13 protein-coding genes are annotated in these 14,212 nt (G+C 46.5%); 5 read left to right on the top strand and 8 right to left on the bottom strand.

The features are described from left to right. Positions 1–52 precede the first annotated feature (52 nt). A complete protein-coding gene (locus Q502_RS09760) occupies positions 53–1,948 on the top strand; it encodes an alpha/beta fold hydrolase (protein WP_099829761.1) in 1,896 nt (631 codons plus the stop codon). Positions 1,949–1,997: 49 nt separating this feature from the next. Here the strand turns inward: Q502_RS09760 and Q502_RS09755 are convergent, their stop codons facing one another. Next, entirely contained in the window at positions 1,998–2,582 is a 585-nt protein-coding gene (locus tag Q502_RS09755) for a DUF1349 domain-containing protein (protein ID WP_099829760.1), read from the bottom strand. A 365-nt stretch (positions 2,583–2,947) separates the two neighbouring features. Between Q502_RS09755 and Q502_RS09750 the strand changes: the two genes are divergently transcribed. From Q502_RS09750 to Q502_RS09735, 4 genes are read left to right on the top strand one after another with little or no spacing between them, the layout of a single operon-like run. Continuing rightward, a complete protein-coding gene (locus tag Q502_RS09750; RefSeq protein WP_099829759.1) occupies positions 2,948–3,988 on the top strand; it encodes an ABC transporter permease in 1,041 nt (346 codons plus the stop codon). Then, positions 3,985–5,379: an ABC transporter permease gene (locus Q502_RS09745; protein WP_099829758.1), complete on the top strand. Its 1,395-nt coding sequence runs from the start codon at positions 3,985–3,987 to the stop codon at positions 5,377–5,379. The genes Q502_RS09750 and Q502_RS09745 overlap by 4 nt, the downstream gene beginning before the upstream one ends. Before the next feature lie 5 nt (positions 5,380–5,384). After that, on the top strand, positions 5,385–6,356 hold the full coding sequence (locus Q502_RS09740) for an ABC transporter ATP-binding protein (RefSeq protein ID WP_099829757.1): 972 nt from the start codon (positions 5,385–5,387) through the stop codon (positions 6,354–6,356). After that, entirely contained in the window at positions 6,353–7,390 is a 1,038-nt protein-coding gene (locus tag Q502_RS09735; protein ID WP_112109553.1) for an ABC transporter ATP-binding protein, read from the top strand. The genes Q502_RS09740 and Q502_RS09735 overlap by 4 nt, the downstream gene beginning before the upstream one ends. Positions 7,391–8,173: 783 nt before the next feature. Here Q502_RS09735 and Q502_RS09730 read toward each other — a convergent pair. From Q502_RS09730 to Q502_RS09700, 7 genes are all read right to left on the bottom strand, one after another. After that, complete coding sequence (locus Q502_RS09730; protein ID WP_102818826.1) at positions 8,174–9,346, bottom strand: iron-containing alcohol dehydrogenase; 1,173 nt, start codon at positions 9,344–9,346, stop codon at positions 8,174–8,176. Between the two features lie 55 nt (positions 9,347–9,401). Next, complete coding sequence (locus Q502_RS09725) at positions 9,402–10,202, bottom strand: MBL fold metallo-hydrolase (protein WP_102818835.1); 801 nt, start codon at positions 10,200–10,202, stop codon at positions 9,402–9,404. 147 nt (positions 10,203–10,349) lie between these two features. Continuing rightward, a complete protein-coding gene (locus Q502_RS09720) occupies positions 10,350–11,177 on the bottom strand; it encodes a metal ABC transporter permease (RefSeq protein WP_102818825.1) in 828 nt (275 codons plus the stop codon). After that, a complete protein-coding gene (locus Q502_RS09715; RefSeq protein ID WP_102818824.1) occupies positions 11,174–11,914 on the bottom strand; it encodes a metal ABC transporter ATP-binding protein in 741 nt (246 codons plus the stop codon). The genes Q502_RS09720 and Q502_RS09715 overlap by 4 nt, the downstream gene beginning before the upstream one ends. Then, positions 11,904–12,788, bottom strand: a complete 885-nt coding sequence (locus Q502_RS09710) for a metal ABC transporter substrate-binding protein (protein ID WP_102818823.1) — start codon at positions 12,786–12,788, stop codon at positions 11,904–11,906. Before Q502_RS09710 ends, Q502_RS09715 begins: the two co-directional genes overlap by 11 nt. Continuing rightward, positions 12,785–13,180 carry a Fur family transcriptional regulator gene (locus Q502_RS09705; protein WP_258001668.1) on the bottom strand — a complete coding sequence of 132 codons (396 nt, stop codon included), beginning with the start codon at positions 13,178–13,180 and terminating at the stop codon, positions 12,785–12,787. Before Q502_RS09705 ends, Q502_RS09710 begins: the two co-directional genes overlap by 4 nt. Positions 13,181–13,298: 118 nt before the next feature. After that, entirely contained in the window at positions 13,299–14,120 is an 822-nt protein-coding gene (locus Q502_RS09700) for a thermonuclease family protein (protein WP_258001659.1), read from the bottom strand. Between the last annotated feature and the right edge of the window lie 92 nt (positions 14,121–14,212).

Here is a 14,212-nt window from a genome sequence, read left to right as displayed (position 1 = left end):
AGGATAATAGTTGAGTTAAGACTCTTAGTGTATCTTCTGGAGTGTGAATGATTTGCGAAGTATTCTTGCAGTCTTTCTATTGGTTCTGTCAGCAGTCTGTTCATCGTTTTCTGGACAGATAGTCTTCAATGGGAACCTTATCTATTACGAGATAGAGGGGACCGAAGGGGAACTAGTAGTAGTAATAAGTGATGGGCCCGGTCTTGACAGCTCTTACATGACGGGTATCTTCCAGGAAAGAAGAGTCCTAAGGTACGATCACCTTGGAAGCGGGAAATCGGAGAATTCGTCCTCTATAGACATCGACTTCCAGTACTATATATCTGAACTAGCCGCACTAATATACTCCCTAGACCTAAACTCTTTCCATTTAGTTGGTCATGGCTTTGGAAGTGCAGTAGCCGTAGGGTTAGCTCTGACAAATCCTCCCGGACTCCTCAGTCTTGTAGTGGTCAATCCAAGACTTAACTATACCGCGATTGATCTGGCAATATCCGAACTAAGAGAAACGGAGCCAACGAATGGGTTCGACAAATACAACTTTTTGCTTGGCGGTATTTCTGCTGAAGACAGAGCCAAAGGTATTACGGACGATCTGATTAACAGGGCGACCTACAGCCTCTTCTGGGGTGAGGATCCAACCTCGATTGAAGGCAGACTTCGTGGACTGGACTTGTCTTCAGGTTTACCCGACCTTCGAGTGCCTATTTTGGTCTGCGTTGGGATCAAGAGCTTTCCGGGGATCGCGCATACCTCAGCCTACCAGTCTGGAGCTCCGAACAGCGAATTTGTGACATTCATGAACAGCGGTCACTTTCCAATGATTGAAGAAAAGGCTGCTTTTGAGTTGATCGTCGACGGCTTCTTCAAACGGGTTGAAGAGAACTCGAGCACAGGAATACTCCCGAAAACAAGCCGTGAGATTCTTCAAGGAAATCCTGGAGACAGAGTATTCGGTCAGGAAGACCTGGAGAGAAACGTGAACATGCAGATAAGTGAGGATTTTACTGTCATGCTTCCTTCAAGTCCTGGAGCTGGCTATTCGTGGAAGATTAGTAACTTCGATGAAGACATGTTGAGGCTCATTTCAGATCCCTTCTACGAAGAACCAATAGAACAAGGCAACGGCTACGATGTGTTTAGCTTCAGAGTGGTTGGGTCCGGATCAACCCGAATCACGTTTTCATTCGGCTCCATTTGGGACGAGACTCCAATGAGAACTTGTTCAATGTCGCTAGATGTTGAAGAGTATTCTGTCGAGCCCCTAACCATTACAACTCCGGATTCTGGAAAAACCTTCATTGTTGGACTGAACGAACCGGTCGAGGTAGTACTAGAATCACCAGTTGATTCTGACCTGAAATGGCGAATAGCATCAACAAATCCCGGAATCCTTAGACAGCCGGAAGAAAGCGAAACCAGGGTATCTGAAAATCCATTGTATGCAGCGAAAGTAATCGAGCAAGTATACTATTTTGAAGGAATGAACTACGGTACGGCGTCTGTTCGCTTTGACTACGGGAGTTCCTGGGAGGATCTACCTCCAGAAAGAACATTCGAGGCCACTATAGTAGTCGCAGAGCCCGTTAGAGAGTGTATTATTATTCAGGATTCGGACAATGGTAGAACAATTGAGATTGGTATACAGCAAAGCGTGTTTGTTAAGCTAAAAAAAAGCAGCGATGAGAATTCCGATTGGCAGATCTCTTCTTGTCCCGGATTTGAGGTAATCAGCGGTCCCTATGCAGAAGAGTATATGGACGTCCGATATACGATATTTCATTTGAAGCCCACCGGCCCGGGGGAAGTCCTGATTGAGTTTGCCTACGGAGGGAAAAATCCGGAAGCCTCGTCTGCAGAAACATTTACAATCAGGGCACAAATCGCCGAAAAGACGGAACACCTGCTTAAGCCTGGTGATGAAGACCACGATGTCGGCTCAAACTAAAACCCGCAAGATGCAAAACTAGCAGCGCTAAAAGAGGAGATTTCGATGTTCATTCAGAACGCAAGTCGATTTCATCGAAAACTACTCTGTATCCGCTACCTCTCGGGCTACAGCAATATGGTCCAACCATGACCGGGATCTTGCCATCATCCTCCAATAGTCTCGCCAGACGTAGCTGAATCCAGCCGTCTTGCCAGAAGCAAACCGAATAGTCAGGCCCCTTTCTGTCAACACGAACCCTAAACTCCTTCGTATCGGCTGGCACATTCTGAGTTGACCAATCCGAGTAACCCGAGTTCGTAACGACCGCACCGAGTTTTGATGGGTCTGAGCCTTCAAATTCAACCGAGCTCTTGAGCCAACAAGAAGGAGAGATTCTTACCATCACACCAGCTTGATCATATTGATTGACCGGCAGAAACTTCACTCCAACTATCAGCGAGAAATCTCCCATCAAAGAAAGATGTAAGAAGTGCCCGTTATCGTTTCTAAACCCATAACTCGTCCTCTGCCAGAAATCCGTTTGTGAATCCGCATCAATCACAAGTTTCTCACCATCCAGCTCCCAGTTGCTTGGTTCATTGAACCATTTGAAGTACTTCATAGCTTCCTTATTAAATGAAGACAACCGCATATGATACCTCCCGATTTTCTTTCTGGATTATATCGCGACAAGATCGAAACCCGTAACCAATAGTATATAATTGCTTTGAATCATTAAGACTATCCTAACTTTTCCTGTGCTTTGCAATACTATGTGTCTTTTGAAAGGAAAATAATCTGTAGACTAGATTTTCCTTCTAATCATGTTGTTTCGAGTTGCTCCGAGAAGACCTTAACACCACTCACAAAAACACAAGACATTCACCCGGAGTGATTCAGTTCATAGGCAACTGAAATACGAGATCGTTCCTGATGCTTATTTGGAAATGGTGGAGGTCCCGGTAATACTTTTGTCAGTGGAAGTCAGAAGGAATTGTCTGCCAATCGAGGTGACTTATGTACTGGAAATACGCAATCAAGAGAGTTTTATACGGATTTCTGATGTATTCAATCCTAATCTTCATCTTTTCTGCTCTATTCAATACAGTAATGGAGCAAACTCTGAGAGCGCAGATAGAGGAGCAAATCAGAGGCGAAACTATGAGGATGACAAGTCTCAACGAGAGCCAGCTTGCAAATTACGTCGCAAACAGAAGAAACGACCTGTACTCTCTATACCGGCTGAACAGACCTGTCGCTGAGAGAGTAGTGTGGCGAACATGGGACACGCTGACATTCAATTTTGGGAATTCTACAATCATTAGAGCTTCAGATGGCAGCAGGAGCGTATGGAGTGTTGTTTCGGAGGCGATCCCAAAGACACTTCTTCTCTTTTCGGTAGCTATGATGGTAGACATTGTCCTGGGCCTGCTTCTAGGACTGAAAAAGGCACAGAAAGCAGGCGGGGTTCTAGACAAAAGCACTTCGGTGGGAACTATGGTGGTATTTGGCATGCCATCATGGTGGTTGGGAATGATAATGATAATGTTCTTTGCTTACGGAGTGAAGATCTTTCCTTCAGGTGGTCTACATTCTACTCCTCCTCCAGAGGGAATTTCGTATTTCTTCGACCTTCTCTATCATCTAGCTCTTCCGGTACTGACACTTGTTGTCATCGGGTTCTGGGGAAGGGCTTTCCTTACTCGAAACATAGTCCTCGGAGTCCTTCAGGATGATTACATCATGGCAGCAAGAGCAAGAGGTATTCCTGAGAGGAAAGTTCTGTACGGGCATACAATGAGAACATCTGCTCCACCAATTGTAACGATGTCACTTCTCGCTCTTCTGGCATCTGTAGGAGGCAATATAGTGTTCGAGGGCATTTTCTCCTGGCCTGGAATGGGCAATCTGTACTGGATTGCTTTGCAGCAGAATGATGTTCCGGTCCTCATGGGAAACCTGGCTATTACGACCGGACTATATATTTGTGGTCTTGTGATTCTTGATCTTATATATGGCTTGCTTGATCCAAGGATCAAGGTAGGTGGTAAACAGTGACTATTAGCGACTTCAGAAGATCATTAGGCGGTTTTTGGAGCGAGTTCAGAAAGGTCAAGTCAGGCATAATCGGGGTAATCTTTCTTGTTATATTCATATTTATCTTGATCTTCGAACCGGTTATCGTCCCCTATCCCGAAGCAAATCTGAAGTGGAGGGACATAACTTATTGGCAGGACCTGCCGGCTAGCGCTCCGCCTTCATGGATCAATATATTCGCTTCAAAAAAGAGAGCTGTTTCCGAGAGTATTGAGGAATACTCGTTTTCTGAGACTATGGCGGGAGCGATGAGAATACAAGAATACGTCTTCGAATACGATTATTCTGCTTCAGTTGCTCCTTCAGATATCGTATTTCATGCCTCGGGAGTCGGCAAACCAACTGTAGTTATTGCGATCGAGAGACCGGACGGTTTGACGATCGATCTATATAGAAAACAGCTTGAAGTGTCCCCTACTCAGAGTCTAAGAGTTTCGATAGACAGATCGTCTCAGACTTCGGCCATGAATTTTGGAAAGAAGTATTCCCCCTCAGAAGGAGTCCAGCTTCAGACCATAAAGACTACTGATGTTCTGTTCTCTAAGGCTCAACCGGGCATATTCAGAAGCCCTTCGCCATTGGTGGGAACATACAAGTTGAAGGTAACCCTTTTGCTGCAGAAGGCCGACGAAAACATCGAAGGAGCCTTTGTAAATATTGCAGGCAGAGTGCACGGTATTCTTGGAACGGACAACTCCAAGAGAGACATATGGAGCGGAGTAATCGCAGGCGTGAAATGGGCTATGCTTATCGGACTGCTCACTGCCCTCATCTCAGTATCCATAGGTGTCGTATATGGTGTCATAAGTGCATACGTCGGAGGTTGGAAGGACTCACTCATGCAAAGGATATTCGAGATATTCATAAGCGTTCCTATGCTTCCCGTTCTCATCGTCATGAGCGCAGTCTTCAAGCCGAATATATGGGTAATGATAGGAATAATGTGCATCTTCTACTGGGTAGGACCGGTGAAGACAGTCAGAAGCATGGGACTCCAGATAAAGGAAGAGACCTACATAGAGGCCTCAAGAGCTCTCGGGGCATCTAATACGAGAATAATCTTCAAGCATATGGTGCCTCTGCTTATCCCTTACGCCTTCGCCTCTATGGCGCTCAATGTCCCAGGTGCTATCGTTGTAGAGGCTACGATAAGCCTTTTGGGTCTTGGAGATGCAACTATTGTTACGTGGGGACAGATACTCCAGGCAGCCAACAGCGGCGGAGCTATGCTGAGTGGGATGTGGTGGTGGGTAATACCACCAGGACTGGCGATAGCCTTCATGGGTATGACATTCGCATTTGTAGGGTTTGCAATGGACAAGATACTTAACCCGAAACTGAAGACGAGGTAATGACTATGGATAACATATTGACAGTAGATAACCTCAAGCTTTACTACTACACGAGCAAAGGCGTCGTGAAGGCCGCAGACGATATCTCTTTCTTTCTCAAGAAGGGTGAGACTCTCGGTCTAGTAGGCGAGTCCGGTTGCGGAAAGACTACCACCGGCTTCGCCCTGCTTAAGATGCCCACTCCCCCGGGTAAGATCGCAGGCGGGAAGATAGTGGTCGACGGTATAGACATTACTCCCCTGCGTGAGAATGAAATGAGAAGGAACATCCGCTGGGAGAAGATCTCCATGGTCTTTCAGGGCGCTATGAATACCCTCACTCCCGTCTACACCATCGGAAAACAGATGATGGAGACTCTGCAGGAACACAGAGAGATGGAGAGAGACGAGGCGAGAAAGAGGATAGAGAAGTATCTCAACCTGGTCGGTCTCTCCAGCGACATAGTTAAGAGATATCCACATGAACTCTCAGGTGGCATGAAACAGAGAATCGCCATCGCTACCGCTCTCTTTCTAGAACCGAAGGTGATAATCTGTGACGAACCCACCACAGCCCTGGATGTTATCGTGCAGGCTCAGATAATAAACCTTCTCAAAGACCTGAAGGAGAAACTCGACCTTTCCTTCATCTTCATAACTCACGATCTTGCAACTGAGGCGGAAGTGTCCGACAGAATAGCCGTTATGTATGCCGGAAAGATAGTGGAGATAGGAACAAACCAGCAGATATACGGAGAACAGGGGCCCTGTCATCCCTATACAAGAAACTTGCTCGCTGCAACTCCCAGACTGCACGCGAAGGTAAGTGAATTATCGTTCATCCCCGGTGCTCCTCCAGACTTACTGGAACCTCCATCGGGCTGCAGATTTCATCCGAGATGTACCCTCGCTATGGATAAGTGCAAGGAAGAAGAACCACCCCTTATTGAGATTGAAGAGGAACACATGGTGGCCTGCTGGAGGTGTGAGAAGAGATGACAGATAAGATCATTGAAGTGAAAGACCTTCAGAAGTGGTTCCCCATAAGGAGAAGCATATCCCAGTTCTTCAAGGGTGAACACAATTATGTTAAGGCCGTTGACGGTATATCCTTCTCAATAAACAGGGGCGAGATATTCGGTCTCGTTGGAGAGTCCGGTTGTGGAAAGACGACGACGGGAAAACTAATTATGAAACTCCTCGAGCCTACACGCGGCAACATGCTTCTAAACGGAAAGGATGTCACTCATATAGAGAAAGATGAACTGAAGAGATACAGAAGGAACGTACAGATGATCTTTCAGGATCCATACGCTTCCATGAACCCGAGGTTCAAGATAAGGGATGTCATGGAAGAGCCTCTCATAATACACAAACTAGGAGAAGACAGAGACGCGAGAATGAAGATGATAGAGAAGGCTTTGAGGGAAGTCAAGCTCAACCCCCCAGATGAGTTCCTTGTGAGGTATCCCCACATGTTATCCGGTGGTCAGAGACAGAGGGCTGCTACTGCCAGGACTCTTCTTCTCAATCCCGAGCTTCTCGTTGCGGATGAACCGGTATCCATGATAGACCTTTCAACCAGGGCGGAGATACTACACATGATGAAGGAAGTGCAGAGAGACCTTGGACTGACTTATCTCTACATAACACACGATCTCTCTACTGCGAGATACTTCACAGACAGGATAGCTGTCATGTACCTTGGAAAGATAATAGAGATAGGAGATCCAGACGATGTTATAGACAATCCCGTTCATCCATACACAAGGGCTCTCATTGCTGCCGTATGTGAACCGGTCGCGGGAAAGGTGAACAAACCCAAGGTAGTGCCTATAAAGGGAGAGATCCCCTCAGCCGCCAATATCCCTCCCGGCTGCAGATTCCATCCGAGATGTCCTTATGCAAAGGAAGAATGCTGGGAGATGGAAGAACCTCAGCTTCAGGAGATAGATGACGGACACTTGCATGCCTGCAGAAGATGGAAGGAAGTCGTTGAAGAAAGCAGGAACGGGGTAGGGGTTAAGGGGTAGGAAAGAGCAAAGGATCGGTTCCAAGTTGCAAGTTGTGAGTTGTAAGAAAAAGCAAAAGGCCGGGGTTGGGGGTAGCGGGTTCGTGGTAGGAAAGAGTACGTTGAACCAAAAAAAGCTTCCCTGCGAAGCAGGCATTGCTATCACTGATGCTCTTATCGGTGGACGGATCCTTGCTCTTGGACGGTCAACGGATTGCGGCTCTTCTCACCGTTCAGCGGTACTTAGATGCGAGATCCCGTGCAGAAACATCACGGGATGACCCTTAACAGAAGGTCTTCGTTCTTAGGTGTTCAGCGGCTCTCCCCAAGAACGGCTTCTAGCGATCTAACCGGGCCCTAGACCCCAGACCCGGTTCTTCCCTGCGCCTCATACCCACGAAGTGGTACTGGCCAGGCGAAGCCTGAATGGCTATTTTGTTGCCTCCTGCCGAAGGCAGCATTGCGCCTTGGCGTGATCTTCGCCAGCCTTGCGTCCCCGGATGCTTCTCCGGGCATTGCGACCTGGGCCGTTCTTGCCCAGCCCTGCGTCTGATGTTTTACTCCAGCATCGCTTCCTCGCGCCAGCGAGCATCGCTTCCTGATGAAGTCGGCATCATTTCTGCTTGTCCTCTCTCTTCTCGGAGAACGGTGGACCGTTGACGGTCAACTATGAACCTTGCACTCTCGAAGCCAAGCTCTCGACAACGCTCTTTCTCGGCTGATCTTCACGAAGGACGGTCATGTTCTTGGACGGCGGAAGACGGTTCTTCACAGCGTTGAACGGATCTTTACGGCGAACTCTCTATCAATAAGACATCTCCAGAATCTTCTTCAAGTCTTCGGTCTTCAGGTCTCCTGGAGTCACCTCAACCAATCCGCCCATTGTTCTCATTGCGTCTTCAGCTAATCTGCCAAGCATAGATCTCTCGACTCCAAGCTCCTTAAGAGTGATATCGATTTCTACACTTTTCTGAAGCCTATGAATGAGTTCTATTGACATTTCAGAGAGCCTGTTGATATCTATCACGCTTTCTGGAGCTCCCATTATCTGAGCCACTCGCGCCAGTCTCTCTTTTGTATGAGGCCTGATGTAATCAAAGAAGGCAGGTCCTGTAGCACAAAGCCCCGCACCGTGTGTAACATCGTAATGAGCACTTATTGGGTGTTCTAATGAATGGTTTGCAATACAGCCCGATAGTGTTTCACAAATGCCGGCGGCAGTACTCGCCCAGGCAAGAGCAGTCCTGGCTTCAATATTATTCCCATCCGTGTATGCTATTGGTAAATAGTGATTTATTAGCGCCATTGCTTCCATCGCGAGAAGATCAGATGTCGGTTGATGATTTGTATTTATGTACGACTCAATTGCATGATAGAAGGCATCCATGCCGGTAGCTGCCGTCTGATAGGGAGGCAAGGTCTTCATAACCTCAGGATCCACAACGGAAATGACAGGAAAAGTCTGGTCGAATCCAACGCCTATCTTCTCGTTGGTTTCACTGTTCGTCACAACCGCAAAGGGGTCAGACTCGGTTCCTGTTCCGTGAGTTGTTGGAATGGCGATGATAGGGAGCGCAGCTTTCGGAACTCTTCCTCCTCCAGATCCGGTGTACTCCCAACATCGGCCACCATCTTTGGCCACCACTGCAATGAGCTTTGCCGAATCTATTGGGCTGCCTCCGCCAAGACCTATGACCATATCGCATTTTTCTCTGTTGGCAATTTCGGCGCCTTTGTCGACCGTTGATGATAGTGGGTTAGGTACTATATCATCAAACACAACACTTTCGATTCCACTTTTCTCCAAGATCGAGATCACTTCATCAAGAAGACCTGTTTTCTTCGTACTACTTCTTCCTGTTACTATCATTGCCTTCTTGCCCAGATTTCTGGCTAGTTTGCCTACCTTATTCACCGTACCCACACCAAAGACAATCCTTGTCGGCAGAAAATACTCAAAGTTCATCGTTTTATCCATTTCTTCGACCTCCCAATTTGCTACTTCATGATTTGACGGTAATAGTCTTAGATTGTTATATAAGAGACTCAAAGGTTTCTCCGGCTCGAAGCTCACAGACTTTGGCAGAAAACCTTCGCTCAATTGCCTTTATAACTTCATCCCCTGTACAGTGCCCAATGTGGAATTTCTCAATTTTAAATCCCTCTAAATAGTTGAAAATCCCATCAAGCTCCTCCTTTGTTTTGTGAAGCAAATGTAGGCCCCCAACCACAGCCTTCACCTCTCCATACTCAGAGGCTTGCTTGATTATGTTTCCAATACCCCTGTGAGAACAACCGGTTATTACCGTTACAATACCGCTCTCGACAAGAGCAAGAGAAAGCTCATCACCGAAGAAATCGCGAGTTTGCTTTCTGCCATCAACCTTGTTATGTTTCTCCTCAGGCCTCTCATCTGTGGCAAAAGGCGCTGCGGTCATTACATAGAGATCCTTTTCAATCTCCTTCGAAGAGCATACATTTTCTACTGACGCCCCAAGCTCTTCGAATTCTGCTCTATTAATTTTGGGACTTGACTCCACTTTACCGCTATACTTCGGCTCAAAACCACCTTCACCAATCAGTACTCTCTTTCCTCCAGACTCACGAAGTACGCTCTCTAAACCTCCAAGATGGTCGTAGTGACCGTGGCTGATGATAATCATTTCGACCTCAGACAAATCTATACCAAGTTTCGCTGCATTCTTAACAGCAACGTCTGTAGATCCGGTATCGAACAAGTACTTTTTTTTGCTTGATTCAATGTAAAAAGAGATACCGTGTTCAGACTCAAACCCTTTAAGAGCTTTGTCGTTGCACAAAACAGTTATCTTCATGTCATTTCTCCCTTCGCCGCCAAGCTCTCTACTCAATTCCCACTGTACAACAAGCTTCACCAACTATTCGGATCATATATCTATCTTTCTCAACTCCACCTGCAATCGACCAAGTTTGTACTATTGCGCATCTGATAGTCGTATCTTTCAAGATTCCTTTCCAATAAACCTCTTCAAAGAAGCTGACAACAAGAATTCCAAGAATAGTGCAACTACGATTACCGGTCCGGGAGGCATATCAAGCGCATAAGAAACGAATATGCCTATTATGCTAGCTACCACTGCCAGGCTCACAGAGAAAACGATCATACTTCTGAATGAGCGAGCGATAAGCTTCGCGGCCACTGCCGGAATGACCAGAAATGCCGTAACCAGTATAATTCCTGCAATCTTGACTGAGCTTACAACACTCAAGCTGATTCCTATTAGGACTGCATAGTGAATAGCGCCAACAGACACACCGTAATGCTTCGCCATTCCCTCGTCATACGAGTAATATAGAAGCTCTCTGTAGAATATCGTGAAGAAGGCCATAGCGACAAGGTTAGCTGCGATAAGCAGCCAAACGTCTTCAGAAGTAACCATCAGGATGTTCCCGAAGAACAGGCCCATCACATCCGGTGTGTATCCTCTTACAAATGAAAGCGCGATTACTCCCAGAGACATCGAAAGAGGAAGGAGCATTCCGATTACGCTGCTTTCGGACAACTTGTTCCTCCTGGTAAAGTAGCTTACGGCAATTGCAAAGACAACGGCGGTAATTGCCGCCATAAGCAAATAATCCGTTCCGAGAAGTAGGCCGAAAGCAATTCCTCCAAATGTCGCATGAGCTGCACCATCTCCAATGAACTCTATCCTTCTTAGCACAACCACACTCGAGAACACTCCAGTTAGTGAACTTACGAGAATGGCGGCCACTAATGCGTTTCTCAGGAAACCGTAGCTTATGATGTCCTTCACAAAATCCTGAATCATAAGTGGTGCTCCCTTTCGAAGTGATCTCTCGATCTTATGAAAAGGTCGAGGTCGCCAGAAAAAGCTGATTGCAGTTCTTCTGGTCGTATCTTGTCAGCAGATGTGTGGCAATGAAGGGTCTTGTTAATACACATCACGGTATCACAAGCTTCAAAAACCATTCCAATATCATGGCTCACCATAAGTATTCCCATGTTTTTATCGTTCTTTAGTGACTCAAGCAACCTGTAAAAGGAGGCTTTTCCCATTTCGTCCACACCGGCTTCAGGCTCGTCCAGTATCAACAACTCCGGTTCTGATGCCAATGCCCTCGCAAGCATCAGCCGTTGATACTCGCCGCCGGAGAGTGTACCGGCTCTCCTTTCCTTCAGATCATATATACCTACCCTTTCTAGAAGATCCTCAACTTTCTTCCAATCGCACTTTCTCAGGGGTTTCAGGATTCCGCGCTCTCCATAGAGACCCATCGCGGCCACTTCCTTAACTCTTATTGGGAAGTCTCGCTTTCTTTCGGGGCTCTGAGACAAGTATCCAATTTTCGCTGAAACAGACACCTTCCCCGAATAGTCGCTCAGATCACCAACGATCGCTTTAATTAGCGTTGTCTTTCCGGCACCGTTTGGACCAATTATTCCTACGAATTCTCTTCTGGACACTTCGAAAGACACGTCCCTCAGGATCCAGTGGCTGCCGATCTTGTAGCTCAAGCTCTCTACTCTTAGGATTCTACTCTCCATCAAAGACCCTCTTGATCTCTCCGAGATTCCACTGCAACAGCTCGATGATGCCGCTCATTGAAATTCCAAGACTGTCAAGCTCCCCGTGTCTTACAGATGTCTCGGCCGTCAGAATATCTATGGCTCTCTTAGAGTGCTGGTACTCCGCAAAGATACCAACAACTTCCTCGCCCCTCACAAAATCGACAAGTTTCTTTATCTCGCCTATTGTAGGCTCATCTCCTATCCCTTCTAGAACCGGTTCGAGTCTCAATCCATATCTTCTGAAGAAATAGGTAAAGCTGGGGTGTGCAACAATGACTACGCTTCCACGAAACTTCTCAAGGTATGAATTTGCCTCTTCATCGAACTCCTGCAGATCATCAATAAGCTGCGCAGCATTCGCTGAAAAGTACCCAGATTTCTCTGGTGCGATTTCTGAGAGCGCTTCAACTAGAAAGGGTATAACGTAATCAGTAAGAATCACTGGATCAAGCCAAATGTGAGGATTCACGTGATGGTCATGTTCCTGTTCTTCGTTCTGCTCTTCTTTCTCCATGATAAGCTCCTTGGGCAAGAGATTCCCAATGTACACAACCGTCTTGCCTCGGGAGGCGAGATCGTCCAGATGTCTTTCCAGGAAAATCTCAAGATCTAGGCCGTTTGCGATTACCAGGTCCGCTCCATCCAGTCTTCTTATGTCAGAGATCTTTGGAGAGAAAATGTGGGGGTTCTGACCCGGCCCTATAAGAAGATCTACCTGAGCATTTTGACCCACGATTTCCTTTACAATCAAATAGTAGGGATTAATCGTTGCAACTATCCTGAGCGAAAAAACTGTACCCGAAAGTAATGTAATCAGCAGAAAAGCAATCAATATTACTCTTCTTGTCATACTCTGCCCTCCTCAACATCGGAGACGATCTTTCTCCTGCAATCCCCGCAGATTCCAATGAAGTAAAACACATGGTTAGTAATCGTAAAATCTCGGTTTTCCGCAACTCTCTTTGCAAAAGAATCGACAAAGCACTCATAGAAAGGCTTAGTTTTGTGGCATTTCTTGCAGTGCAGAAAATGAACTGGCTCCCTCTGACTGCTGAAATAGAATCTAGTCTCGCACTCGAATGATATCGAGCGGATAAGACCCTCGTCCTCAAGAAAGGAAAGACCTCTATAAACGCTTGAGAGATTAGGTTTTTCATCAAGCATTTCATGAATTGAATCAGCGCTCAACGGCAATTCAGATTTATCTATGATCTCTAGAACTTCTCTTCTGAGTGATGTCATTCTCTTCAAAGGGCACCTCCTATAGGCAAACAATTCGCGCAAATCATTTGCACTACATTTTCGCACATTTCTCAATTTTTGTCAATTCTTGGTTTGCGGCATTTTCTTGTGAAGAGCTTCAGAAAGCCTCCAATGGTAAAAGAGGAAGAGTCTTTGCAAGCTGAGCTACTCCTATGATCTCTATTCCCGGGTCTCTGATCAGCATCAAAGCCTTACCAGAAGTATCCTGCCAGACTTCTCCATAGACTCTGATCCTCTTTCTATAGAGCACCTGCAGATCTGCCTGATCGAGCGCGAAAAGCGATGCCTCCTCTGACCTGATTCGAACCACAATGTCATCGCCCACTAAGGTGAGACCGTTTACCGACGTTACTTCGAATTCCACCCAGATCACTCTTCCCAAAAAACCCCCTGACTGGTAAGAATAGAGATTTCCTCTCACAACTGAAGCATCAAATACAGGAGACTGATCATAGAAAGTGAAGATCCCCCTTCTACTCCTGAAAGCTTCTCTGTAAGCATTCTTTATCTCAGATGAATAATGGGACGTGTCCTCATAGGTAAGAGGTCTGGCCAAACCTTGCCTAACTATATCAGAATTTATCAAGGTACCTTCCGAGTCAAAAAGATACGCAAGGTGTCTGCCGTATGTATCCTTTCCATGAAGCTCAAGGGTAACTTTTCCACTCTCGCGTGTTATCATTTCCAGATAATCTTTCGCTTCATCGGCAAACTGGCCCGCTGGTTTGCTGCCTGATCTAGTTTCCGGCGCATCTATTCCTATAAGCCTTACAGTGCCGTTTAGCGCCTTCACCGTAACGGAATCGCCATCAATTACCGAGGTAACCGTAGTGACAAGTCTTGAGCGGTCGCATGCCTGCAGGAGAAGGAGTGCAATCAACAACAGGGAAGCCATGGCTAACGCAGCTCTTTTCTTCAATATCCGCTCCTCCTTTCCAATATTAAGACATCAGTACCATTATACCGACAAGTTCGGAGATCTCTCGCCTGCATCTGTTTCATGATTAAGCT

Origin of the sequence: Mesotoga sp. Brook.08.YT.4.2.5.2. (assembly GCF_003351125.1) — a bacterium.
Classification (GTDB): Bacteria; Thermotogota; Thermotogae; order Petrotogales; family Kosmotogaceae; genus Mesotoga.
This window is presented reverse-complemented; position numbering and strand designations above follow the sequence as displayed.